This is a genomic window from Veillonella intestinalis (assembly GCF_943192895.1).
In the GTDB taxonomy this organism is placed as follows: domain Bacteria; phylum Bacillota; class Negativicutes; order Veillonellales; family Veillonellaceae; genus Veillonella_A; species Veillonella_A intestinalis.
In genome coordinates, this window is record NZ_CALPCB010000003.1 from 177,769 (window position 1) to 204,191 (window position 26,423).

Annotated in this window: 19 protein-coding genes; 1 reads left to right on the forward strand and 18 read right to left on the reverse strand. The window is 39.6% G+C overall.

Annotation, left to right across the window (positions count from 1 at the left end; translation table 11 throughout):
• Positions 1-85: 85 nt before the first annotated feature.
• Together NFR27_RS03575 and recG are read right to left on the reverse strand one after the other, a co-directional pair.
• Positions 86-271 (reverse strand): 4-oxalocrotonate tautomerase, encoded by a 186-nt coding sequence (locus NFR27_RS03575; protein WP_251454174.1) that lies wholly within the window; start codon positions 269-271, stop codon positions 86-88.
• A 185-nt stretch (positions 272-456) separates the two neighbouring features.
• Entirely contained in the window at positions 457-2,610 is a 2,154-nt protein-coding gene (gene recG / locus NFR27_RS03580) for an ATP-dependent DNA helicase RecG (protein WP_251454176.1), read from the reverse strand.
• 253 nt (positions 2,611-2,863) lie between these two features.
• Between recG and rpmB the strand changes: the two genes are divergently transcribed.
• On the forward strand, positions 2,864-3,052 hold the full coding sequence (rpmB, locus tag NFR27_RS03585; protein WP_251439886.1) for a 50S ribosomal protein L28: 189 nt from the start codon (positions 2,864-2,866) through the stop codon (positions 3,050-3,052).
• Positions 3,053-3,140: 88 nt separating this feature from the next.
• Here rpmB and NFR27_RS03590 read toward each other — a convergent pair whose 3' ends face one another.
• The 16 genes from NFR27_RS03590 to NFR27_RS03665 form a co-directional block, all read right to left on the reverse strand.
• The gene (locus NFR27_RS03590; RefSeq protein ID WP_251454178.1) at positions 3,141-4,148 is read right to left on the reverse strand and encodes a deoxyguanosinetriphosphate triphosphohydrolase; all 1,008 of its coding nucleotides are present in this window, start codon (positions 4,146-4,148) and stop codon (positions 3,141-3,143) included.
• Positions 4,149-4,157: 9 nt separating this feature from the next.
• The gene (locus NFR27_RS03595) at positions 4,158-4,985 is read right to left on the reverse strand and encodes a pyruvate, water dikinase regulatory protein (RefSeq protein WP_251439881.1); all 828 of its coding nucleotides are present in this window, start codon (positions 4,983-4,985) and stop codon (positions 4,158-4,160) included.
• A 144-nt stretch (positions 4,986-5,129) separates the two neighbouring features.
• Positions 5,130-5,759, reverse strand: a complete 630-nt coding sequence (locus NFR27_RS03600; RefSeq protein WP_251454192.1) for a helix-turn-helix transcriptional regulator — start codon at positions 5,757-5,759, stop codon at positions 5,130-5,132.
• Between the two features lie 231 nt (positions 5,760-5,990).
• A complete protein-coding gene (gene ppsA / locus NFR27_RS03605; RefSeq protein WP_251439877.1) occupies positions 5,991-8,369 on the reverse strand; it encodes a phosphoenolpyruvate synthase in 2,379 nt (792 codons plus the stop codon).
• 354 nt (positions 8,370-8,723) lie between these two features.
• Positions 8,724-9,932, reverse strand: a complete 1,209-nt coding sequence (gene tyrS / locus NFR27_RS03610) for a tyrosine--tRNA ligase (protein WP_251454195.1) — start codon at positions 9,930-9,932, stop codon at positions 8,724-8,726.
• Between the two features lie 22 nt (positions 9,933-9,954).
• Entirely contained in the window at positions 9,955-12,072 is a 2,118-nt protein-coding gene (locus tag NFR27_RS03615; RefSeq protein WP_251454198.1) for a transglycosylase domain-containing protein, read from the reverse strand.
• 124 nt (positions 12,073-12,196) lie between these two features.
• The gene (locus NFR27_RS03620) at positions 12,197-14,572 is read right to left on the reverse strand and encodes an endonuclease MutS2 (protein WP_251454199.1); all 2,376 of its coding nucleotides are present in this window, start codon (positions 14,570-14,572) and stop codon (positions 12,197-12,199) included.
• A 62-nt stretch (positions 14,573-14,634) separates the two neighbouring features.
• Positions 14,635-16,908: a U32 family peptidase gene (locus NFR27_RS03625; protein WP_251454202.1), complete on the reverse strand. Its 2,274-nt coding sequence runs from the start codon at positions 16,906-16,908 to the stop codon at positions 14,635-14,637.
• Between the two features lie 293 nt (positions 16,909-17,201).
• Complete coding sequence (pheT, locus tag NFR27_RS03630; RefSeq protein WP_251454205.1) at positions 17,202-19,646, reverse strand: phenylalanine--tRNA ligase subunit beta; 2,445 nt, start codon at positions 19,644-19,646, stop codon at positions 17,202-17,204.
• Between the two features lie 11 nt (positions 19,647-19,657).
• The gene (gene pheS / locus NFR27_RS03635) at positions 19,658-20,680 is read right to left on the reverse strand and encodes a phenylalanine--tRNA ligase subunit alpha (protein ID WP_251439860.1); all 1,023 of its coding nucleotides are present in this window, start codon (positions 20,678-20,680) and stop codon (positions 19,658-19,660) included.
• A 307-nt stretch (positions 20,681-20,987) separates the two neighbouring features.
• Positions 20,988-21,440, reverse strand: a complete 453-nt coding sequence (locus NFR27_RS03640) for a PaaI family thioesterase (RefSeq protein ID WP_251439857.1) — start codon at positions 21,438-21,440, stop codon at positions 20,988-20,990.
• A gap of 122 nt (positions 21,441-21,562) precedes the next feature.
• Positions 21,563-22,777 (reverse strand): ABC transporter permease, encoded by a 1,215-nt coding sequence (locus NFR27_RS03645; protein WP_251454208.1) that lies wholly within the window; start codon positions 22,775-22,777, stop codon positions 21,563-21,565.
• Positions 22,770-23,501 (reverse strand): ABC transporter ATP-binding protein, encoded by a 732-nt coding sequence (locus NFR27_RS03650; protein WP_251439851.1) that lies wholly within the window; start codon positions 23,499-23,501, stop codon positions 22,770-22,772. Before NFR27_RS03650 ends, NFR27_RS03645 begins: the two co-directional genes overlap by 8 nt.
• 11 nt (positions 23,502-23,512) lie before the next feature.
• A complete protein-coding gene (locus NFR27_RS03655) occupies positions 23,513-24,589 on the reverse strand; it encodes an efflux RND transporter periplasmic adaptor subunit (RefSeq protein WP_251454212.1) in 1,077 nt (358 codons plus the stop codon).
• Between the two features lie 264 nt (positions 24,590-24,853).
• The gene (pfkA, locus tag NFR27_RS03660) at positions 24,854-25,813 is read right to left on the reverse strand and encodes a 6-phosphofructokinase (RefSeq protein WP_251454215.1); all 960 of its coding nucleotides are present in this window, start codon (positions 25,811-25,813) and stop codon (positions 24,854-24,856) included.
• On the reverse strand, positions 25,779-26,369 hold the full coding sequence (locus NFR27_RS03665; protein WP_251439843.1) for a shikimate kinase: 591 nt from the start codon (positions 26,367-26,369) through the stop codon (positions 25,779-25,781). The genes pfkA and NFR27_RS03665 overlap by 35 nt, the downstream gene beginning before the upstream one ends.
• Between the last annotated feature and the right edge of the window lie 54 nt (positions 26,370-26,423).

The window sequence follows — 26,423 nt, forward strand, 5'->3', positions numbered from 1 at the left end:
CTTATCGATTCACTCTACTTAGCCATACAATGTAATTGGCTTATATTACCAATCCATTGTTAATACATCAAAACTGGTAATTCGCTTATTTTTCGCAGCGCATTACGCCAGCTTCCATAAAGTTATCTGCTTTCATATCAGTAAAAATAACTTTTACCGCTTCTTTAGGCACTTTAATAATTTCAGCTGTCGCTTTAGTAATCACTTCGCCTAATTCTTTCTTCTGTTCAAAGGTACGCCCTTCTACTAATTCTACACGAATAATTGGCATTCTACTCAACCTCCATCATCGAAAACGTCTTTACCTATACAAACCTTTATCATTTAGCTGTATAGACTTCTCTATCGTATTATTATACTTCAAAAGGCCTATTCTGTACATGCTAAAATACAGTATTTTCTCAAATTCTATCAAGATGAAAGCAGAATTTTTCATTCCCCCATATCATAATTAGCTTAGCTATAAATAATACGCTGAAAACTATCACCAAAACGACGTATCAATTCAGGTTTCATCTGTATAACACCCGCTTCAAAGCCAACTTGCTGTAACCACAATTTAGCATCTTGTCGTGCCGCCACAAGTAAATCTATATCTTTTAAAATATTCGCTAATCTTAAATCAGGTAATCCTGATTGGGCTAACCCAAAAAGTTGACCTGAGCCACGTAGCAATAAATCTTGTTCAGCTACCACAAAACCATCTTGTGTTTCAGTCATAACTTGTAAGCGCTGGCGACTCTCTTCACTACGGCTATCGCTCACTAAAACACAATATGACTGCGTACTGCCACGCCCAACTCGACCACGCAACTGATGTAGTTGGGATAGACCAAAACGCTCGGCCCCTTCCACACACATAATTGTTGCATTAGGTACATTAACCCCTACTTCAATAACCGTCGTCGACACCAAAAGCTTAGTTTGCCCTTTATAAAAAGCTTCCATAACCGCTTCTTTATCAGTCGCACTCATACGGCCATGAACAAGACCTACGCCAAATTTGCGATTATATTTTTCAGCTAACTCCTCATATAGTTGCTCCGCTGCTACTAAATCAAGTTTTTCAGACTCTTCTACTAAAGGACAGACTACATATACTTGATGGCCTGCGGTCATCTCTTTTTCAAAGAAAGTATGTAAACGCTCTTTATACGATGAATCTACCGCATAAGTAAGCACCGGCTTACGCCCTGGTGGCATTTCTTTAATCAAACTGACCTCTAAGTCACCATAAATAGATAATGTCATAGTCCGTGGAATCGGGGTAGCCGTCATAACTAGCATATGTGGATTTGTGCCTTTACGCTGTAAAGTCGCCCGTTGCTCTACGCCAAATCGGTGTTGCTCATCAACGATGACTATTGCCAATTTCTTAAACTGCACCGCCTCTTGAATAAGCGCATGCGTACCAATTACTACATCAATTGTCCCATCAGCTAGCCCTTCATAAATAGCCTGACGATCAGCGGTTTTAGTAGAGCCTGTTAATAAAGCCATCCGCAAGTTCGGAGCAACGTTTGCTAACTCCGCTTCATCACGAGTAGCTATACCCCTATCACCAAGAGTAAATAAATCCTCACTCTCATTTGGTTTAGTGTCTGTAGCTATTGGTTTTAGCCAAGGTTTCATAAGTTCTTGCAAACTCTCATAATGCTGCTGTGCCAAAATTTCCGTAGGCGCCATCAAAGCTCCTTGATAGCCATTCTCTACCGCTTTAATTAAAGCTAATGCCCCCACAACAGTTTTACCAGATCCAACATCACCTTGTAATAAACGGCGCATCGGTCGTTCCGCTTCCATATCTGTAGCAATATCCTGAAACGCTCGACTTTGATCGCCAGTCAATGCAAAAGGTAATTGTTCTAAAAACGCCCTTACCATAGCCCCTGAAGGCTGCATTTTGATGCCTTGCTCTTCTTGTTCTTTAGCGCGTAACAATAATAATCCTGCTTGCATAATAAATAATTCTTCATAGGCTAATTGTTTGCGAGCCAATTCATAGCGTTCAACCGTCAAAGGACTATGCATTTCTTTAAACGCTTCATAGCGAGACATAAAATTCTGTTCTTGCCTAATCTCAGCTGGTAGCAGTTCTGGCAGTGAATCATTAGCTGCCAACCAATTAGTAATAGCTTGGCGAACAACAAATTGACCTACCCCTTCAACCAAAGGGTATACTGGTACAATACCAGCCTCTGCCTGTTGTCCATCACGCAATGTTTCAATATGAGGCGTATTCATTTGTAAAGAGCCATAGGCAAACTCCACCTTACCATATACATGAAGACGCTGGCCTACTTTATAAAAGTTTTTCTTATAGCCCTGATTAAACAATACCACTTTCATGCGACCAGTAGCATCACCAATGGTAATCTCCAAAATAGATAGACCTCGACGAGGCTTCTTTTCCTGTATATGTAAAACAGTGCCTTCCGTAGCACCTACAGCGCCTTGCTTCAAAGCGCCAATACAATATGTAGCACTACGATCTTCATACGTGCGAGGAAAATATATTAACAATGAAGATACATCGGTAATGCCCAGCTTATTCAGCTGTTTCACACGGCTAGGCCCTACCCCTTTAATAGTTAACAGGGATTCTTCCATATATTTCACTACACCTCCTAACGTCCACTACCTTTATACAAACTTAAACTATTAAACTACTATTTAAACCTATATCTCACTGCGGAAAATCCATTTATAATCTGTAAATCTATGATATAATAATACTGTTAAGAAAGATAGTACGGCAATTTATATGATTCGTCAACGAATTTAATTATGTACTTGCTTTATTCTGTCCCCTTGTGATAAAATACATATGTTATGTTGTAAATTATGCTTGGAGGTGGAAATTATGGCAAACCTTTGCGAAGTATGTGGCAAAACCACCACTAGCGGTATGAACGTGAGTCACTCTCACATCCGCACGAAAAGGACCTGGAAGCCAAACATCCAGAGAGTACGAGCAATTGTAGACGGCGAAACCAAAAAGGTAAATGTATGCACTCGCTGCCTTCGTTCCGATAAAATTACACGCGCGTAAAAAATAAGAAGGTACATGTACTCTAAAAAAACTGCTATGACATTTGTCATAGCAGTTTTTTATTGCCCTTTTTAAGAAATACCATATTTTAATTAGCGGGATCCCAAATTCTAGGGATATATATCTCTTTAAACAGTTTAATAGCATACTGATCTGTTAAACCAGCCACATAATCTACAATATCAGTCAGTGTAATCATGCGCTCTGCATCACCACCATGACGGACGATTTCATGGCGCAATAATTCAGGATTCTCTAAATAATGTAAAAATAAATATTTCACTACATGAGCCGCTCGATTTCGATCAGGTATTAAAGTAGGTGCTTTATATACTGCTGTAAACATAAATCGCCTAAATTCATTCATCACATTGGTTACATCATCGGACATAAAAATTTCTGTTTTGTCCATTGATTCACGCACCATATCCATAACCATCGTGGTAATCATCTGCGATGGTGTAGTCCCCAATACTTCTCGCACTGAACTTGGCAAATCTTCAATGGATAACATCCCCGCACGCTGTGCATCATCAAAATCATGACACAAATAAGCAATTCGATCGGCTAAACGTATAATTTGCCCCTCCATAGTCATAGGTTTATGAACACCAGTGTGACCTAAAATACCATCACGCACTTCCTTAGTCAAATTAAGACCTTGCCCATCTTTTTCTAAAACTTCTAAGGTTCGCAAACTTTGTTCATTATGATTAAAATGTCCCACCAAATCACGTAAGGCATATTCCCCCACATGCCCAAACGGCGTATGTCCTACATCATGGCCCATAGCAATAGCTTCTACTAAATCCTCATTAAGGCGCAATGCTCGTGCTACAGTACGTCCTATCTGCCCTACTTCAAGAGTATGAGTCATCCGTGTTCTGTAATGATCCCCTGGTGCAATATATACTTGGGTTTTATGTTTTAAGCGACGAAAACATTTACTGTGAATAATACGGTCTCTATCGCGTTGAAAAGCTGTACGCAAAGGATCTGGCGCTTCTTCTCGATCTCGTTTAGCCGTGCTACTTTTAGTTGCCTGTGGCGACAATATTAAGTCTTCTCTCGCTTCAATTTCTTCTCGAATAGTCATGTAAGCCTCCTAACGGCCTTGCTCCTGCTGTTTATTTCGTTCAATAATCTGCATCACAAAAGAAGCTGTTTCTTCAATTGATTTATTCGATACATCCAATACAGGACAATGTACCCGGCGCATAACCGCTTTCGCATATGCTAATTCTTCTTCAATGCGAGCAACGGTAGCATAATTAGCTTCCCCATCAAGCCCCATTGTACGCAAGCGTTCACTACGAATATTATTCAATTTATAGGGATCAATAATAAGGCCCACTACTTTTTTAGGTGGTACTTTAAATAATTCTTCTGGTAATGGTACTTCAGGCACTAACGGCAAGTTAGCGGCCTTTATTTTTTTATACGCTAAAAACATAGATAATGGTGTTTTACTTGTACGAGAAACACCAATAATAACGATATCTGCTTTTTCAAAACCTGATGGGTTTTTGCCATCATCATACTTAACAGCAAACTCAATCGCTTCTACCTTTTTAAAATACTCTTGGTCCAATTTATGAATCATACCCGCTGTCAAACGTGGGCGAGTATCTGCTACACTCCCTACAGCATCCAAAACAGGTCCCATAATATCAACCGCTTTTACACCTTGATTTTGTGCTTCATTATGTAAATAGCGGCGCAAAGTAGGCGATACAATAGTATGACAAATAATATGTTTTCCTTGAGCTGCTTCTTTAACTACATCATCAATCTGCGATTCTTGACTAATATAGGGAATACGAATAATATCTATACTTTCTTTATCAAATTGACTGGCCGTTGCCCGAGCCACAGATTCAGCAGTTTCACCTAATGAGTCAGAAATTGCAAAAATAATCTTATTTTTTTCCATGCCACACCTCACTTATGAGAGCTTATTTAATCTACTTGTAATAGCCTAACCAAACTTGTACAAGCTATATACAATCTACATACGCTATATATTTATTATACAATGCTTATTACTATTAATGCACCTAAAAATTATAGGTATATATTATTTCACACCACAATCTAAAAATAATTTAGTCACGGTTGTTTTAGAAACACGCCCTAATACTTTATAGCGTCTACGGTTATTCTCTATTTCCAATTCAACAATAGGTAAGCAATCTACTTCATAATCAATCATGCGCTGCGCTGCCTCTACAACGCTATCTTCTATATAGCAGGAAATCATTTTACTTACGGGGGTCATAATCATAGAAATAGGCATTGTTTTGGGGTCATTTTGCCCAATCGCTGCACGCAATAAATCTTTACGTGAAACTAAACCTAGCAAATAACCTTCATCACAAATCAGCACGGTTCCCACATCTTCCGTAAACATGGTTACAATCGTATCATACAAATTAGTATCCGCTGTTACCGCTACTGCTTGAGCCATCACTTGCCCTACAGTAAATTGACGAATCTCATTAGCTACTGGGCTAACACCTTGTTGACCAATATAATAATACCCTACTTTAGGTCTTGCATCGAGCAGCCCCATCATAGTTAACACTGTTAAATCAGAACGTAACGCCGATCTTGTTAATTCTAATTTTGCGGCAATAGCTTTACCTGTAATAGGGCCTTCTTCCTTTACAATATGAACTATTTTATCTTGCCGTGCGGTTAATTGCAAAGTATACCCTCCTTTCACTTTAGTAGCTGAAACATAGTAGGCTTTATGTGCTTCTACTGTATATTACATATGTTTCCACATTATATTTCATATGATTCCATATTATGTTTCACATGTTTCCATATGATACTTAATAATTTCTATATAATACTTCATATAATACTTCACATGTTGCAGCGTCTATAAAAAACAGGAGGCTATGTAGCCTCCTGTTTATTTCACATAGTATTATTACCACTCTAATTCATTACCAAGAGTGCGACCGCGACCAGTCACAGCGTCAAGCATAATACGTTGTTCTAACTGAGCCACCATTTTCTTCGTAGCTTTTACAGCATCTGGATTTACAGAAATGGAGTCAATACCACTGCGTACCAAGAATTCACAGAAATCAGGATATACACTTGGTGCTTGTCCACAAATAGATACTGTTTTGCCATCACGATGAGCTACTTCGATTAGGTGATGAATCGCACGACGGATTGCCAAATTACGTTCATCATAAATATGTTGTACCGTTTCATTATCACGGTCACAACCAAGAATTAACATAGTTAAGTCATTGGAGCCGATAGAGTAGCCATCTACATATTGGTTAAATTGATCAGCTAAGATAATGTTTGCTGGAATTTCAGCCATGAGCCAAATTTTGAAATCAGCACTGCGTGCCAAACCATTTTCAGCCATTACGCGCGTTACTTCTGCAGCTTCTTGTACGGTACGGCAGAATGGAATCATAACTTGTAAGTTTTTGAAACCATATTCTTCACGAACTTTACGAATAGCTGCTAATTCCAATTGGAAAGCTGGTGCATATTTAGGGTCATAGTAACGAGAAGCACCACGCCAGCCAAGTAAAGCACTGGATTCATGTGGTTCGTGCTTATCGCCACCATTTAAATCACGATATTCGCTAGATTTGAAATCGCTTAAGCGAAGCACTACTTGACGAGGTGCCAATGCCTGACATACTTTACGCATACCTTCAGCTAATGTATCAATAGCGAATTGGCTACGACCAGTTTCAATCAAATGCAATGGATGTTCATGGATGAAGGTAGTCCAAATAAACTCTTCACGCATCAAACCAATGCCATCACATGGTAAAACACCATATTTTTCAGCTAAATCAGGGTCACCAAGATTCATATATACTTTAGTGCCTGTTACTGGAATATATTCACTAACTACTTGTGCCGAAGCTTCTGCTTTTGGTTTTACAGCATCTTCTAAAATGCCATCATATACGATACCATTTGTTGCATCTACAGTAATCATCTGACCATCAGCAATGCGTTTTGTGCCTTCTTCACTGCGGCTTTTAGTACCAACGATACAAGGAATGCCTAATTCACGACTTACGATAGATGCATGACAAGTCATACCGCCCGCATCAGTTACAATCGCTTTAGCTTTTTTCATAGCTGGTACCCAGTCCGGTGCCGTCATTGTAGTAACAAGAATTTCCCCTTCTTTGAAACTATCAATATCAGCTGGGTCTAAAATAACATGAGCTTTACCAGCCGCTTTACCAGGACTAGCTGGTAAACCTTTTACCACGATTTCACGAGATGTTGTAGTTTGTACAGCTTCTTCCGCTGGTTTTTCATCTTTATTTTTACGGGACCAAACTGTTTCTGGACGAGCTTGTAAGATCCAAATCTTATTATCTCGTTCATCAACGCCCCATTCCATATCCATGTAGCAACCGTAATGTTTTTCAATAGCTTTAGCATAGGAAGCTAACTCAAGAACTTGTTCATCAGTAAGCACTTGTGCCTTAGCTTGTTCTTCTGGAATTACTATTTCAGCACAGTCTCCATCAGGATTACGAACAAGCGCAATATTTTTATCGTTAATCATACGACTTTCGATTTTCATTGCTTTTTTATTAACAGTGAAGTTATCTGGCGTAACTGTTCCTTGTACTACATATTCCCCAAGGCCCCAAGACCCTTCAATTAAAATACTTTCATCATTACCAGTCACAAGGTCAACTGTAAACATAACACCAGCAGATTTGGAGAATACCATCATCTGAATAGCTGCACTCAAAGCTACAGTCATATGGTCAAAACCTTGTTTTACACGATAGTAAGTAGCGCGATCTGTAAATGTAGATGCGTAGCATTCTTTTACTTTTTGGATAATTACATCAGCACCACGAACATTTAAGTATGTATCTTGTTGGCCTGCAAAACTTGCATCTGGTAAATCTTCAGCCGTCGCACTAGAACGAACTGCTACGAAAGGATTGTCTTCATTTACTTTCTGTCCCAATTCAGCATAGGCTTTTTCAATAGCTTCTGCTAATTCCTGTGGCATTTCTGCATCACAAATTAATTTGCGAATATTAGCACAAATTTCACGTAACAAGGCAGAATTTTCTACATCATCTAATTTATCAAGTTCTGCTTTAATTTTGTCTTCTAAACCAGTACGTTCCATAAAGAACCGATAGCCATGAGCAGTTGTAGCAAAACCGTATGGTACAGGTACATTTGTGGAGGAAGTCATTTCCCCTAACGAAGAAGATTTACCACCAACTAAGGCTACATCTTCACGCTTTAATTCATCAAACCAAAGTACATATGCATTTTCACGATTCATTATATGAAACCTCCTGAAGAAAAGAAATACATCAACTAAGTAAATAGTACAACACATTTAATGAAATGTCAATTATATTTCACACTTTATAGAATATTATTCATATATTGCATAGCCATTAGCACAGAAACAACTACACTAAATATAGTTACATATACCTATTAAGCACTATCTAACTATGTAATCAAAATAAAAAGACCCAGAGTTAATTGTACGTTTTAACTCTGGGTCTTTTATACATTAAAGTATATTTCTTGTTATAGCTTATCTCATACAGTGTACGTTATAGCTTATATTCATATAATACATGTATAACTGCATTATATAGTGCAACATATTATATAGTGCAGCACATTAATTGAATTTAATTTTGATAAATTTACGTTTACCTACTTGTAGCACCATATCATCTGCTAGTTCAATATTTTCGTCAGCACATTTTTCACCATTAATTTTAAAGGCACCAGCTTTAATGGAACGACGTGCTTCACTATTACTTGCTGTTAAACCTGCATCTGTTAATAACTGTGGTACATATACAGGCTCTGATGGTTTTGCCATAGCATATTCAGGAATATCCGTTGGTAAATCATGCTTTTGGAATACCCGAATAAACTGTTCCTGCGCTTCATTAGCCGCCTCTTCACCATGATACAAACGAACAATGGTATGAGCCAATTTCATTTTTGTATCACGAGGATGCGCTGTGCCAGCTTCTAAGGCTTTGCCTAATTCTTCTTGTTCTTCAATAGACATATCCGTTACTAACATAAAGTAACGCATCATAAGCTCATCAGGAATTGACATAGCTTTACCATACATTTCTGCTGGAGCCTCGCTAATGCCAATGTAATTCCCCAAGGATTTACTCATCTTTTGAACGCCATCAAGACCTTCTAAAATAGGCATAGTAATAATTGTCTGTGGTGCTTGACCATATTCTTCTTGTAAATGACGCCCCATTAATAAGTTGAAGGTCTGATCAGTACCGCCAAACTCAATATCAGCTTCAAGTGCTACTGAATCATAACCCTGCATCAATGGATACATAAATTCATGAACTCCAATAGGGCGCCCTTCTGTATAACGCTTTTGGAAATCATCCCGTTCCAACATGCGAGCCACCGTATATTTAGCAGATAGTTTTAGTACATCTTCAAAAGATAATTTACTAAGCCATTCGCTATTATAAACAACTTTAGTCTTTGACTCATCAAGCACTTTAAAAATCTGTTCTTTATAGGTCATAGCATTATGTGCTACAGCCGCTTCATCAAGAGGAGGACGAGTTACACTTTTACCAGTAGGATCACCGATACGAGCTGTAAAATCACCAATCAAAATAATAATTTGATGACCTAAATCCTGGAATGTTTTTAATTTACGTAACACTACCGTATGTCCCAAATGAATATCTGGTGCGGTTGGATCAAGGCCCAGTTTAATTTTTAATGGTTTATTTTCAGCAATAGATTTTGCTAATTTCTTTTTAAAATCTTCTTCTGGAAGTAAATTTTCCACGCCATGTTTAATCAGGCGTAATTGTTCTTCCAATGTTTTCATCAATCTTCCTCCTCTAAACTAACTACTCATCTTTACTCGATTTTGATGATTTCTTAGCTGGCTTTTTAGCTGGTTCTTCTTTGCTCTCATCTTCAGAACTCGCAGACTCCTCGCTTACAGCTTCTTCTTTACTATCTTTATCGTCTTTTTTTACTTTATCTTTATCTTTCTCCTTAGGATCTTCTTTCTTAGGAGGAGGTGCATAGCCTTGGTTAGCAATAGCTGCAGCCCCTGGCGGCACCGTGAAATCACTAGCTGGAATATCCATAGCTGTTAACGCTTCAGACATAAAATCACGCCAAATTACTGCTGGTACAGTACCACCAGTAATTTCATTCAGTGTCTCAACACCATAGTCATCGCCCATCCAAACAGCAGCGACTAAATCAGGTGTGTAACCTACAAACCACGCATCTTTTGATTCATCAGTTGTCCCTGTTTTACCAGCTGCAGGACGACCAATTGAGGCGCCACCACCAGTACCACCAGACATAACTGATTCTAACATGTTAGTGATAACATACGCATATTTAGGATCTACTACGCGTTTTTCTTCAGTGCTATTTTCTTCAACCACTTGTCCATTGCGATCCACAATCTTCGTAATCGCTACTGGTTTTACTTTAACACCACCATTAGCAAGGGTACCATAAGCAACAGCCATGTCAATCGGTTTAACCCCTTGTGTTAAACCACCCAAGGCAACTGCCAAGTTATAGTCATTAGGCTCGCCATCTTTAACTAAGGTAGAAATACCCAATGCGGAGGATAAATCAATGATTTTATTCATCCCTACTTTATCCGCTAACTGCACGGCAATGGTATTAACCGAATGCTGTAACGCATAGCGAAGGGTCATATTACCAGAATAAGTGCCTTCATAGTTTTTAGGACTCCAACCATTAAAGTCGAGCTTCTTATCTTCCATAACAGTACCTGGTGTCATGCCATCTTGGATAGCCGCCAAGTAAACAAATGGTTTAAAAGCTGACCCTGGTTGACGTTCTGCTAGCACAGCACGATTAAAGGAGTCATCACCACGACCACCTACCATAGCTACAATATACCCATTGTGTGGATTAATCGCTACCAAAGCGCCCTGTGGTTGTTGTAAACCATTAGAATCAGTATAGAAGTCAGGCAAATTATGCATAGCTCTAACAGCTGCTTCCTGAGCTTTCATATCAATTGTAGTATATACTTTCAACCCATCTTTATAGATAGCATCATCACCATATTTTTCAGCAATTTCTGAAATAACATAATCGATGAAGTATGACGCATTTGTATCACTATGAGCTACTTCAGCCTTTTCACGAAGCCCTAAATCAGCTTCTTTAGCTGCATCGGCTGTAGCTTGATCAATATATTCATACTTTGCCATCTGATTTAATACAATGGCTTGACGCGCTTTACCAGCTTTTAAATTCGTCAATGGCGAATAATAGTTAGGGCTTTGTGGTAAGCCAGCTAACATAGCACATTGTGCTAAATCTAAGTCCTGTACATTTTTACCAAAGTATACATGAGCCGCTGCTTGCACACCATAGGCCCCTTGACCGAAGTATATTTGGTTCATATACATTTCTAAAATTTCTTGTTTTGTATAGTACTGTTCTATGCGCAACGCCAACATAGCTTCCATAATCTTACGTTTAAGCGTGCGGTCTTGCGTTAAAAAGGCATTACGCGCTAATTGCTGCGTAATGGTACTACCACCTTCAGCTACTCCATCATGAGCAATATTTACCCAAATAGCACGCATAATGCCGACGGGGTCAATACCATGATGACTATAAAAACGAACGTCTTCTGTAGCAATAAAAGCATTTTGCAAGTTTTTTGGTACTTGCGATAATTTTACAGGTAACCGATTTTCCGTAGCATGAACGGTAGTAAGCAGATTACCATGCACATCATAAATTTGCGAGGATGCAGCTGGTTTTACATTGGCCACTTCTGGCAAATCTGACATAGTGGCACCAATAAAGCCACAGCCAGCTCCTGCAATAATCAAAAACAGTAGAATGCCCACAATCCATAGGAAGCGACGGACTGGAGACTTCTTCTTCGGTGATTTACCCGCTGTTGTTCTACTCTTAACTTGTCGCCCTCTTTGGGACGAACGTTGTAAACTCATACGACACCTCTCATTACGAATAATAAGTCATATAGCTCATTATATCATACCTATGCCACATATGGTATCACCTTACACTATAGAAGTAAACAGCTTAAGGCCACATTTCTAACAAAAGTTATCTTTATTTTAAATATACTAAAGTCGCGCCTGCACCGCCTTCATCATAGCCGGCAATTTCATACCGACTAATATGTGGCAATGTTTTTAAATACTGATGAATACCTGCCCGCAACGCGCCTGTACCTTTACCATGTACAATCCGCACTGGTGAAATGCCCGCCATCAAAGCTTGGTCAATAAAATGACCTACATTCTGATTAGCTTCATCCACAGTTTGTCCAATTACATTTAACTCTGTCGTAGCATGCTTTTGTCGTTCAACAGCAGAACCACCAGCACGTTTTCGTGGTTTTGGTTGTACCGCCTCTTGCTTACGCCGTAAATTATTAGTTTCTTCACGACTAGCCAGTGCTAAATCAGCCACTTTCACATTCGCCGATAAACCATTCACCGCAACTTGAATTCGTTTGCCTTGAATCGCTTCAACTGTACCCACAGCATTTAAAGACGTCACAAAAACAGTTTGACCCACCTGAAGCTCTTTTACATTCACAGGCGTGCGTGTTTCTTGCTCCAATTCTGGCACATGTACGCCAGAAATATTTTTTCGTGCTTTTGTAATCGCCTCTTGGCGTTTTGTCTTATTGGTTTCAGAGAACTGAGACTTCAACTCTTTAATAATCTGCTCCCCTTCTACACGAATAGACTGTTTCAACTGTTGAGCTTCTTCTTGTGCCTTACTTAAAATCTGCTTACGTCGTTCATTCAGTTGTTTCTTTTCACGATCAGCTTGCGTGCGCATGCGTCGTGCTTCATCTAATTCTTTCTTAAGAGCTCGCTCCTTCGCCTGATTTTTGCGTAATTGTTCATTTAGGTCGCTCAACACTTCTTCCATGTCACGATGATCTGACCCTTCACGATGTTGTTTCGCATAATCAATCACTTCTCGAGGAACCCCTAAGCGTGAAGCAATACTTAAAGCATGACTACTACCAGCCACACCAATATGAAGTCGATACGTTGGTCGCAAGGTGCGCTCATCAAATTCCACATGACCATTTTCAATACCTTCCGTATTATACGCATAACGTTTTAGCTCATTATAATGCGTACTTACCATCATAAGAGGGCCTCGTTTGCGGAAATATTCGAGTAACGCTACCGCCAAAGCACTCCCTTCTTCAGGATCGGTGCCAGAGCCCAATTCATCAAGTAACACTAAGTCTTTAGCACCCGCTACTTTTAAAATACGCACCACTTGGGTCATATGAGCAGAAAAAGTACTTAAACTAGCTTCAATACTTTGTTCATCACCTATATCAGCATAAATCGTGTTAAATATAGGTAATATCGAGCCTGTATCAGCAGGAATATGAAGACCTGCTTGATTCATTAAACTAAGTAGACCTAAGGTCTTCATAGCTACCGTTTTACCACCTGTATTAGACCCTGTAATCAGCAAAATACGATAGGATGTACCTAATGTAATCGTAGTCGGTACCACTACATTAGCCGGAATCAGAGGATGCCGTGCATTCATCAATTTTACTTCACGAGCACCACTAATAATAGCTGGTGTAGCCTTCATGGCAATAGCCAAAGAAGCCTTACCATATACAAACTCTACATGAGACACTCGTTCACAAGCATCCATCAAAGTATTGCTATCCTTGCGTACTGCTAAGGACAAATCCTTATAAATACGGCGCACTTCTTCTTCTTCTGCCAACATAGCTTCTTGTAAATCATTATTTAAATTAACAAGGCGCATCGGCTCAATATACAGAGTAGCCCCCGTAGCAGAGCGATCATGAATAAGCCCTTCAAAGGCATACCGATACTCTTGTTTGACTGGAATTACATAGCGATTATTGCGCTGTGTAACCAATGCTTCCTGAAAATATTTCTGATTATCTGGGTCATGAATAATAGCCTGAATATCAGACTTGATCCGTTCTTTCGTACGCACAATAGTTGTCCGCAAATGTTGTAATTTAGGCGAAGCCGAATCCATAAGATTCCCTTTTTTATCAAATACTCGCTCAAATTTGCGTTCCAATCCATCATGGCGTGGCATATCTTGAATCCACAACGAAAGCAATGGATAGGATGTATATTTACTGTGAAAAAAACTATACATCCGTTTATACGCACTTAGCGTTGTGTAAATATCCCATAACTCATCATGAGTTAAAATAATCTCTTTACGGCTTTTAGAACAAGCTTCCCGAATATCTCGAGTCCCTCCGATAGGCTGTTCAATCTCCATTTGTAGTGAATTAACAGCTTCTACCGTTTCATCTAAGGCCGTCTTTATGGCAATCGGATCCGTTAAAGGCGTAAGCTCACGAGCTAATTCCTTAGCAATCCGTGACGAACAAGCCTCTGCTAACCGTTCCCGAATTAAATCAAAATCTAACAGTTTTTCACTGTTCATAGATATATCTATCCCTCCTATATTAGGTAATACTCTATATAACTTCTAGAAAATCATGACTTCTAGAAAATCCCTTTAAAATAGTGACCTCTTGTCACTGGTACAGCTTCATTTTTAGGTGGTACTGGTAATGAACCTTGTAAAATCCCTACATAGGCTTGTACCGTTTCTTGCAACCATGCTTTAGATTGTTGTCGACCATCAATACGCAATATAGCAAGCTTACGTCTTACTAAATCTGGTATATACGCTCTCATATCAAGCATGCGACTATTCATTATATGCATGCGACAATACGGATCCGTACGGAGCGAAAATTGCTCGCCCAAACGATCTTTTAATACATATGAATCCTTTAAACATGGAGCTGGACAGCCTTCTTTTTTACCAATACCCGCAAAGCTACTGATTACACAATATTCCGAAATCATCAATTCTGTCAAGCCATGGACAATGCATTCAATTGGTAACGACGTCTGTTTTATAATACTACTAATCTGTTTAAGCGTCGCTTCTTGAGAAAGCACTACACTTCGCAACACAAACTGAGCTACCTGCTGTACTGCTTCTTTATTAAAAAGTTGCAAACTGCTATCCCCTTCAATAGAACCTGTATAGCCTAACTCTTGTAACCATTCTAAAGCGCCTAAAAAATGAATGCTAATCCCATCAGGCTTGGCCTCAATCATCGCTTGTAACGTTGGCAAATAGCTGGTTACTTCACTATCTCGCACAATACGAGGCGTTGCCAATACGCAAGGTACCTGGTGCGTTTTACAAAGCGCCACCACTCGTGCATATACATCTAAATCATAAGGTGTCCGCTGTAAACGATCACCACCAAATATAATTTTTTGTGCCCCCGCTAAAATAGCTGGTTCAATTTGCCACTCTTCATCTAACTGTACCGACACTAATGGCAAATCCGGATTCCCCATTAATGACTTAGCCGGTAAATTTGCGGTTGTCATAGAGGCATAATTTGGACGATTGTGAAACTCTTGTTGAATTGCTGATTCTATGCGCTGTAAAGTGGTGTCCATTTCCATTTCATGCTGTGCTAGTAACAATTCTTCTAACCGAGCAACTCCATCCCGGCGCATCTGATTTAGCACACTGCTAGGCCACATAAACGGCTCATCGGGCATATATAAAGAAGCTAATGAAAAAACAGTCGTACCTAAACGACCTAATTGCTCCATTACTTTTTCACGACTTGTTGGTACTTTTTGTGCCCGTTGCACCACATAATCAGCACTTACAGTAACCGATTTACCATCTTCTAATAATAACGTCAACTGTGGTGCTGCCCCTTCTACACCATCTAAGTAAGCATGCACTTCATATTTCCGACCAAAATCTTGCAAATTTTGCCATACTGTCTTTTTAGGGCCATCATCACTAGGTCCAATTCGCTTACCACGATTACCTGGTGCTACCGCTGTAATCATTTCACGACTCGAACGATTTTCTAAATAAGCTGTTGAAAAACCGCGATTAAATCCTTCCTTTAAACGGGCTTGCTCTTTTTTAGTCGATTTGCCCGCTCGATCAATAATCGTTCGATACGAGCCAATCACTTCACGTACATAAGAGGCCTTTTTCATGCGCCCTTCTACTTTAAAAGAAGCAACACCTGCTGCCATGAGTTCACTCATATACTCGCTATAATTTAAATCCTTAGGACTCATAATATACGCTTCATCAGCGCCATTAATAGTTTGGCCTTTGCCATCTAATAATTCATAAGGCAATCGACATGGCTGAGCACAAGCGCCTCGATTACCACTGCGACCACCGATGAAACTACTCATCAAACATTGCCCAGAATAACATACGCAAAGAGCACCGTGAACAAAAACCTCAATCTCTGCCTTAGCTTCTTTACAAATATGCTGAATCTCAGCCAAACTCATTTCACGAGCCAATACAACTCGGGTAAAGCCCATTCGCTCTAAAAAACGGACCGTTCCCAAATTAGTGGCAGTCAACTGTGTACTCGCATGTAAATGTAACTTTGGTGCCACCTGCTTCGCTAACTGCGCTACCGCTAAATCTTGCACAATAATAGCATCTACCTGAATTCGTTCTAACTCCTGCAAATAGGCTTTTAAATCAGCTAATTCTGTGTCGCCAACTAAAATATTTACAGTTACAAATACAGATACATTTAACAAATGTGCTAACCGTACGGCCTCTTCTAATTCCGCTATATCAAAATTAGCTGCATTAGCCCTAGCATTGAATACTTTACCACCTAAGTAAATAGCATCAGCGCCAGCTTCTAAAGCGGCTAAAAAATTCTCCGACGTTCCTGCCGGTGCTAATAATTCCATGAGACCCTCCTTAAGGGTGATTAAACTGTATGTACACTCAAATTATATCACATTCGACAATATCACTGGCACAAAAAAAGGACAAAGAAATCTATCTCTTTATCCTTATTACTTCATATATTATAGCATGAATTACCTATCTCTACCATAAAGCTACTAGGCTTCAAAAAACGTTTCAAAGGTTGAATTATAGGACAACATATATTAACAAAATAAACCTAACGTAAAAAGTACCTGAAATACTCTTTTACATTAGGTTTATCTTTCATTGTAATTTATAATTTTACGTTAACTTACCGCAATTTACAACCGATTTCATTCAACGCTTCAATAATTTCATCAATATTAGGTTGAATGTCTTCATCAGTCAACGTTCCTTCATTACTGCGGAAGGATAAGTTATAGGCTAAGCTACGATGGCCCGCTTCAATATGTTCCCCTTCATATACGTCAAAAATGAATGTCCGCTCTAAATGTTCACCACCATGCTGGTAAATAAGACGTATAATATCTTGAGACGTAATTTCTTTTGGTGCCACAATAGCAAGGTCACGACTTGTACCAGGGAATTTACTAATCTCTTTGTACTGTAAATGTCCTTTTGGAATATTAAGAATAGCACTTACATCAATATCAAAGATATAAGCTTTACCAGGTAAGTCATAGGCTTTCATTACTTGCGGGTGTAATTCACCAAAAGTAGCAATTACAGTGCCATCTACTACATATTGAGCACTTACGCCTGGATGTAAATATGGTTCTGTAGAGCGCTCTATAGTCGCTTCAAAACGACTATCCGCTAACATGCGTTCTAATACACCTTTTACATCATAAAAATCGGTATCCCGTTGCGCTTCTTCCCATTGTACTTCATTCGTTTTACCCATCATAAGGCCCGTTACACGATAACTTTCTGTTGGTAGTTCCGTAATTGGTAAGCTCTTCGGTTGATATACAGCACCACTTTCAAAAATCCAAAGATCCTGATTTTTCTGTGCAATATTACGAGCTGCTACATCCAAAATACTTGGAATCAAGGTTGTGCGCATAACTGGGAAATCTTCTGTAATTGGATTCATGATTGGCACCGCTTGATAGCGACTATCCGTTTCAGGCAGCAATAATTTTTTCAAACTATCTGGATGCATGAAGCTAAATGTAATCACTTCACTAAGGCCACGATCAACTAAACTATTGCGAATGGCTTTGAATAACAATTTCTTGTCACTCATAGTACCACTGTTAAGATTGGCCCAAGGTGTACGATTTGGAATATTATCATAACCATAAATACGCGCTACTTCTTCCGCAATATCTGGCATAACCGTTACATCACCACGCCAAGATGGCACGCCAACAGTCACTACACCATTAGCTTCTTCCCATTGGAAAGATAAAGTAGTTAAAATTTCCTTCATGCGATTAGCTTCAATTTGGGTGCCCAAGTATGCATTAATTGCATCTACAGTAAAGGCAACCGTACCTGTTGTTGCCTTTACTGGATATACATCCACAACACCTTTAGCAACCACTACATCACTCGCTAATTCTTGTAATAATTGGGCTGCTCGATCTAATGCGACTGGTGTATATTCTGCATTGATGCCACGTTCAAAACGACCAGAGGCTTCACTGCGCATACCAAGCGCACGCGCTGTGCGACGAATAGAAGCACCTTTAAATACAGCAGCCTCTAAAATGATAGATGTAGTTTGTTCTGTTACTTCGCTATCTAAGCCACCCATCACACCAGCTACACCAACAGGACCATTAACATCAGCAATAACAAGCATGCCTTCTGCTAATTCACGGTCGGTTCCATCTAATGTAGTAATTGTCTCACCCGCTTTAGCAGGACGTGCCGTTAACTGATGGCCTACCACTTTATCATAATCATAGGCATGCATAGGTTGACCAAGTTCTAACATAACATAATTAGTGACGTCCACTACATTGTTTATTGGTCGAATACCACCATTGCGCAAACGATTTTGTAACCATAATGGAGATGGGCCAACTTTCACATTAGTAACTAGACGAGCCATGAACCGTTGACATAAGTCAGTATCTTCAATCTGAATATCTACACAACCTTCAATGGAATTTCCTGTTTCAGTAACAGTTACTGCAGGCTCTGTATTTCGCTGGTTAGTAAGAACTGCAAATTCACGGCTAAGGCCAACCATGGAGAAACAATCCGCCCGATTTGGGGTTAACTCAAATTCATATACAGTATCATTAAGCATTAAGGCATCACGAATATCCATACCAATAGGAGTACTTTCTGGCAAAATATAAATACCTTCTGCTTCACCAGGCATAACCATATCTTTTGGCACACCTAATTCAGCTACGGAACAGAACATCCCATCGGACACTTCACCACGTAATTTACCTTTTTTAATTTCTGTACCATCAGCCAAACGAGATTTGTGATACGCCACAGGAACGACTTGTCCTACAGCCACATTAGTTGCAGCTGTTACAATTTGTTTTGTGATTTCCTCGCCTGTTTTATCATCTAAACAAGCTACTTTGCACACTTGTAATTTATCTGCATCAGGGTGTTTAGTAATTTCTACGATTTTACCGGTATAAATCTTTTTCAAACCAGGGTCCATATTAATTACATCTTCTACAGGAATCCCTGCTTGCGTTAATACATCGGCTAGTTCCTGAGCCGGTTTTGTTGTGTCTACAGGAACATAGTCCTTCATCCATGTTAAACTAGCTTTCATTGTCTTACCTCCTAGAACTGCTTCAAGAAACGCATATCATTTTCATAGAATAAACGTAAATCACCAATGCCATAGAGTAGCATAGCAATACGTTCCACACCCATACCGAAGGCAAAGCCTTGCACTTCATTAGGATCATAACCATTCATTTCTAATACTCGTGGGTGTACCATACCGCAGCCTAAGATTTCAAGCCAACCAGTGTGTGAGCATACGCGACAGCCTTCACCACCGCACATGCAACAAGAAATATCCACTTCTGCACTTGGTTCTGTAAATGGGAAGAAACTTGTACGGAAACGCACCTTTGTGTCTTCGCCAAACATGTGGCGCAAGAAAATTTCCAAAGTACCTTTTAAATCTGCAAAAGTAATCCCTTTATCCACAACTAAACCTTCTACTTGATGGAATACTGGGGAATGAGTAGCATCATAATCCCAACGATATACTTTACCTGGTGCAATCATACGCACAGGACTATTTGGTTCTTGGCTCTGTAATGTTCGTGCCTGTACTGGCGATGTATGCGTACGCAATAATACAGAATTTGTAATATAGAAAGAATCCTGCATATCACGAGCTGGATGATCGGCTGGTAAATTCAAGCATTCAAAGTTATAGTGATCACTTTCAATTTCAGGCCCTTCAGCGACGGTGTAACCCATTTTCATAAAGAATTGTTCAATCTGTTCATTAACAGCCGTTAAAGGATGTACATGACCTTTACGAGTTACACGACCAGGCAAAGTAATATCAACTTTTTCAGCTTTCAATTTAGCTTCCATTACTTTTGCTTCTAAACTAGCCTGTACTTCGCTAATCATACCTTCTAACTCTTCACGTACGGTATTTACAAGCGCCCCCATGCGTGGACGTTCTTCTGGGGATAATTTACCAAGACCTTTCAATAATGCCGTTACTTCCCCTTTTTTACCTAAATACTTAACGCGCGCCTCTTGTAAAACGTTTAATGCATCAGCACTTTTAATCCGTGCTTCAGCTTCCGCTTTTAAGGCTTTTAACAATTCTTCCATTTGTTACGACCTCCTGCTAACAAAAAAACCTCCGCCCCAGCAAGGGGCGAAGGTATAAATTCGCGGTACCACCCTAATTAGTACTCTAAGACCTTAACGCGGTCACACGATGAATCTACTCTTAGTTCAATCCATGGCTCCAAAAGGAAATGCTCTCCACAGGCTATTTATGAAGCTCCCACCAATACTTCACTCTCTGAAAAATACTCATGTGGCGCCAATTTTGTCATCGCCATATTATCTTATCAATATAAACCTAAGTATACCAAGTCTTACTAGTCCTGTCAAAGGTAATTCTATGTACCTTTTATAAACGCCAAGGTAACTGTGGCAATTCAAAGCCATCAATGACATAAAATGTACCCGAGCTCATATAAACTAACTCACCTAAATCATTGTAAATGCGGCCCGTCGTTACCATTGTATTTTTGCCATTATGCTCTACATTGGCTACAGCCCGCAAACGCTGTCCTGATTTCACAGCTTTAACAAAGTTCCCCTTCATTTCTAAGGTAACAACTCGCTTCCCCAAAGTGAAACAAGCTACGCCCATAACAGTATCAGCTAAACTCATGTATACACCACCATGAATATTGCCAATAAAATTACCATGTTTTACAGCATCGCTCAAAAAAGTCATTTCCAAATGACCAGGGTCACCACCAGTGACACGTACATATTGTGACCAATCAAAAGTATGTTCATGACACATGTGATCAAAAAAATCGACTAAGGTACGCATTTCTTTTTGCTTACTCATAACCTATCCTTTCATAAAATAAGCGTAGCCACGAATTGTAACTACGCTTATGTGATTACATCTAACTAGCCATTGCTTACTGTTTAATAAACAATTAACCTCAAGCTATATAATCATTATACCTATTCATAATGTAAGGCGTCAATTGGATTTAATTTAGCCGCTTTGCGGGCAGGATATAAGCCAAAGACAAGACCAATAACCATGGAGAAACCAAAGGATAATAAAATTGGTCCCATAGATACAACCGTTTGCATACCTGTCAATGCACTAATTAATTGTGCCGAGCCTATGCCCACAACAATCCCAATAGCACCACCAACAAGGCTGATTACCACCGCTTCAATAAGGAACTGCATAACAATGACACGATAAGTAGCTCCTAACGCTTTACGAACACCAATTTCACGAGTACGTTCTGTCACAGATACGAGCATAATATTCATAATGCCAATCCCCCCAACTAATAAGGAGATAGCTGCCACAGAACCTAAGAACAAGGTCATTGTCGCTGTTGTTTGCTCTACAGTTTCCATGATAGTTGCCATATTACGCACATTAAAATCATCTAATTCTGGATTTTTAACATTATGACGAACTCGTAAAATATTTTCTACGTCAGATTGTAAGCGGTCAAGGTCAGCCCCTTCTTTAGCTTTAATATAAATCATCCGCAAATAGTCGACCCCTTGAAGCCGCTCCATGCCAGTAGTATATGGAATGTATATAATATCGTCTTGGTCATTCCCAAAACTACCTGACCCTTTTGCTTCTAAAACACCAATAACTTTGTACGGATTATTTTTAATACGAATATCTTTACCTACAGGGTCTTCCGCACCAAACAAATTAGTTGCTACAGTGCTACCAATAACGGCAACACGTTCCCGTCGATCAACTTGAGTGGCCGTAATAAAACGTCCTGATTTTACCGTCCAATTATTAATATATTGAAAATCAGAATTAACCCCAGTTACAGATGTGGTCCAGTTTTTATTGGTGTAAATCACAATATAAGATGAACCAGAAGATACTGGTGAAGCCATTTCAATATCATCAAGATGTGAAATCGTTGTATAGTCTTCCATCTTGATTGTTTTTTGTGAATCTGCCGTTGGTCGTACCCCCGGTGTTCGTGGCGCTCCTGGATACACCATTAACAAATTACTACCTAAACTGGATATAGAGTCCTGAATCTGACTACGTACCCCATAACCAATCGATACTAAGGCAATAACAGCTGCTACCCCAATAATAATCCCTAACATAGTCAACAAAGAACGCATCTTATTGGCTACTAAGGAGGCCCAGGCCATTAAAAAGCCCTCTTTATACATGGGCAGCACCTCCTTTACGTAGTAATCCTGCCATATTAGGATTTACTGTATCTTCAACAATATTGCCATCTCGCAATACAATATTACGACTTGCATAGGTAGCAATATCTGGTTCATGGGTAACCAAAATAATAGTACGCCCTTCTTTATATAAGTTGGTGAAAATATCCATTACATCAACACTAGACTTAGAATCCAAATTACCAGTTGGCTCATCAGCCATAATAATGGATGGATTATTGGCTAAAGCACGAGCAATAGCAACACGCTGTCTTTGTCCGCCGGATAATTCAGCTGGCACATGATCAAGTCGTTCACCTAAGCCTAAAGAGTCTAATAACTCTGCCGCACGCTCATTGCGTTCTTTCTTAGCCACACCAGCATATACCATAGGTAACGCTACATTTTCTTGGGCCGTCAATTTAGGCAATAAATTAAAGCTCTGAAACACGAAACCAATCCGTTTATTACGAACAAAGGCCAACTCATCATCACTCAAATTGGCTACTTCCTCGCCATCTAGTTTGTAAGAACCAGACGTCGGTCTATCTAAACAACCTAAAATGTTCATAAATGTGGATTTACCGGACCCTGATGGCCCCATAATGGATGTAAACTCACCTTCATAAATATTAAGGTCGATCCCATGCAATACAGGTACTACCAACTTGCCATTCACATATGTTTTAGTAATACCTTCTAATGAAATTACTGCGTCTCTCATATATATCCCTCCTAGAACATAGGGCCGCCAGAGCTAGCCTTTTTTGTTGCAGAAGAGCCTACATCACCACTGACTACAATTTCATCGCCTTCATTTAAGCCTTTAGAGATTTCAATCGTCGTTTCACCAGTAATACCGGTTGTCACACTAGTCCGTTCTGGTTTACCATTGCGAATTACATACACATATTCGCCTACTTTATCTGTACGAACAGCGGCTAATGGCACGACTAATACATTACTACGTTCATCACCATAAATAGTGGCACGAGCTGTCATAGTAGGGAAGAAATTCCCCGCATCAGCTTCTGAAATAGCTACTTTCACTGTATAATACACTACACTACTCGAGGTAGTACCCATATTACCTTTAGTACCTAAAGCAATATCACTTACATAACCTGTAAAGGTTTTACCAGGATGCGCATCAACAGTAAAATCAACACGAGCTCCTTTTTTTACACTGCCAATATCAGTTTCATCCACAGTAAGATAGATTTCAAGATTACTTAAATCAGCTACCGTAGCAATAATCATCTGTGTAGAAATACCTGTACTAATCGTTTGCCCTGCTTTTAGTGGTGTACCAATTACAGTCCCATCCATAGGCGAAGTAATGGTTGTATCATCCAAATTAGCTATTGCTCTATCATATGCCGCTTGTGCTTTTTGATAATTCATCAATGCTGTATCATACGTCTGTTGTGGAATAGCCCCTTGTGCTACCAAGGTTTTATAACGGTCTAAATCAGCCGCTGTATTTTCTAAAGAGGCTCTCGCGTCATCAGCGGTAGCTTGTAATTGACGCGCATCAATTGTTGCAATAATTTGACCTTGCGTAACATGATCATTCTCTTTTACAGATACACTTTCTAACGTACCTGCTACGTTCGTAGAAATATCGACATAGTTTTTAGGGTTAATTGTCCCTGTAGAGGTAATTACTGATGAAATATTCCCTCGCTCTACTTTACCCGTTGTATAGGCCGTAGTTTCACTAGTGTCTTTAGACTTAAACCAATACAATCCCCCTAACACTATAACCAAAATAGCTATGAGGATCCCCCAAAATTTACGTGTTCGCCACATCTTATAAACTCCTTTGCTTCTGACGATATACCTGGAAACTTTAGCTTATCTTGAAAAGACTTTGTATCCTGCTGCACCTAAAATCCCCAATGTATACTTACTATATATAAGTCCTAACTGAAGTAAAGCCCTCCTCAAACAACATGAAGAAGGCCATACATCTATATGTATCTATATGGTTATTATAAATTTTTACTGTGAGTTCTTCATGAATCTAAAGCGTATTTAACCACTATATTCACAATTCACTAAAAATTATTTATATTAGCGAGCTAACACAGAAATCAATTCATATTCTTCATCGCTAATTGGATAACGTCTCCGTTGTGCCTCTTCATAGGGTATAGCTTCAATCACAGCCCCAGTTAATCCTATTAAACAATTATAAGTACCAACCTTTAAGGCATCAATAGCACGTTCACTCATTAAGGCCGCCATACTAGCATCTCGTGCTGACGGTGAACCACCACGTTGTAAATAGCCCAATACAGTAACACTAGGGGAAATCTGTAATACTTTGTTAATATATGCGTATACTTCAAAACTATGATACGCCCCTTCTGCTACCATAATAATACTATTTGTTTTGCCGGAGGCATGAGAATCACGAAGATGATTACATACAGTATCTAAGCTCATAGGCTTTTCAGGAATAAGCACCAGTTCAGCCCCACAGGCAAGGCCGGCACGCACTGCTAAGTGTCCGGCATGACGCCCCATTACTTCTACAATAGCTACACGGTCATGAGCCGTCGTAGTATCACGAATCTTACTAACTGCATCTACCACTGTATTTAGGGCTGTATCAAAGCCAATCGTATACTCTGTACCACACATATCATTATCAATAGTACCTGGAATCGTAATAGTCGGAATTCCTTGCTCAGCTAATGCCATGGCCCCCGCCATAGAACCATCACCACCAATAACGACTAAAGCATCGATGGCGTGTTCACGCAATATCTGTGCCGCTTTTTGCTGTTGCGCTAATTCTGAAAACTCAACGCAACGAGCCGTCTTTAGCATTGTACCACCTTTATTAACAATAGCCCCTACATCTCGACGATCTAATAGCTGAAAATCCCCTTTCAAGAGGCCTTCATACCCTCGATTAATGCCATATACTTCAAAGCCTTCATAAATCCCCTTACGCACTAATGCACGCACAGCTGCATTCATGCCCGGTGCATCACCGCCGCTCGTCAGAATTGCTATTTTTTTCATGTTCCTTTACCCCCGTATAAGGGCGACGTTTTTTAAACATAACGCCCTCCCGTGCTAATATATCATGAATTAATTCAATCAAATTTTCGGTACGGCCGTAGGTCGTATCAATGACACAGTCACACTTCTTATATACTGGCTTCCAACGTTGCATCATAGTTTCTACAAAACCCGGCACATCAGAATAATCCATAGTTGGTCGTTTACCAATACGACGATTCACACGCTTAACAATACGATATTCTGCAGCACGAATGCCAATAATATACGCATACCGCTGTAAATAACGAACCGTACGTACATCTAAGGGGAAATTACCGCCTACCGAAATGACCGACTCATGATACATACACACTTTTTTAAGTATTTCTCGCTCCGCATGGCGGAACATCTTCTCGCCTAATTTCTCGTAAATATCAGCAATAGGTAAATTATAGCGACGCTCTAACAATCGATCAGTATCCACAAATTGCCAACCCTTTGCCTCTGCTAGATTGCGCCCTAAGTGGCTTTTGCCGCTCCCCATAGTGCCAATTAATATTATATTTCGCTTCATCACGTAATCCCGCCTAATTTTTATTCTCATAGTTCACCTATGATAGTACTTTGT

Coding starts and splice junctions, on each gene's coding strand:
- NFR27_RS03575 (WP_251454174.1), bottom strand. CDS start 271: ATGCCAATTATTCGTGTAGAATTAGTAGAAGGGCGTACCTTTGAACAG.
- recG (WP_251454176.1), bottom strand. CDS start 2,610: ATGGAAGAATCCCTGTTAACTATTAAAGGGGTAGGGCCTAGCCGTGTG.
- rpmB (WP_251439886.1), top strand. CDS start 2,864: ATGGCAAACCTTTGCGAAGTATGTGGCAAAACCACCACTAGCGGTATG.
- NFR27_RS03590 (WP_251454178.1), bottom strand. CDS start 4,148: ATGACTATTCGAGAAGAAATTGAAGCGAGAGAAGACTTAATATTGTCG.
- NFR27_RS03595 (WP_251439881.1), bottom strand. CDS start 4,985: ATGGAAAAAAATAAGATTATTTTTGCAATTTCTGACTCATTAGGTGAA.
- ppsA (WP_251439877.1), bottom strand. CDS start 8,369: ATGAATCGTGAAAATGCATATGTACTTTGGTTTGATGAATTAAAGCGT.
- tyrS (WP_251454195.1), bottom strand. CDS start 9,932: ATGAAAACATTGGAAGAACAATTACGCCTGATTAAACATGGCGTGGAA.
- NFR27_RS03615 (WP_251454198.1), bottom strand. CDS start 12,072: ATGAGTTTACAACGTTCGTCCCAAAGAGGGCGACAAGTTAAGAGTAGA.
- NFR27_RS03620 (WP_251454199.1), bottom strand. CDS start 14,572: ATGAACAGTGAAAAACTGTTAGATTTTGATTTAATTCGGGAACGGTTA.
- NFR27_RS03625 (WP_251454202.1), bottom strand. CDS start 16,908: ATGGAATTATTAGCACCGGCAGGAACGTCGGAGAATTTTTTAGCCGCT.
- pheT (WP_251454205.1), bottom strand. CDS start 19,646: ATGAAAGCTAGTTTAACATGGATGAAGGACTATGTTCCTGTAGACACA.
- pheS (WP_251439860.1), bottom strand. CDS start 20,680: ATGGAAGAATTGTTAAAAGCCTTAAAAGCGGAAGCTGAAGCACGGATT.
- NFR27_RS03640 (WP_251439857.1), bottom strand. CDS start 21,440: ATGAGTAAGCAAAAAGAAATGCGTACCTTAGTCGATTTTTTTGATCAC.
- NFR27_RS03645 (WP_251454208.1), bottom strand. CDS start 22,777: ATGTATAAAGAGGGCTTTTTAATGGCCTGGGCCTCCTTAGTAGCCAAT.
- NFR27_RS03650 (WP_251439851.1), bottom strand. CDS start 23,501: ATGAGAGACGCAGTAATTTCATTAGAAGGTATTACTAAAACATATGTG.
- NFR27_RS03655 (WP_251454212.1), bottom strand. CDS start 24,589: ATGTGGCGAACACGTAAATTTTGGGGGATCCTCATAGCTATTTTGGTT.
- pfkA (WP_251454215.1), bottom strand. CDS start 25,813: ATGAAAAAAATAGCAATTCTGACGAGCGGCGGTGATGCACCGGGCATG.
- NFR27_RS03665 (WP_251439843.1), bottom strand. CDS start 26,369: ATGAAGCGAAATATAATATTAATTGGCACTATGGGGAGCGGCAAAAGC.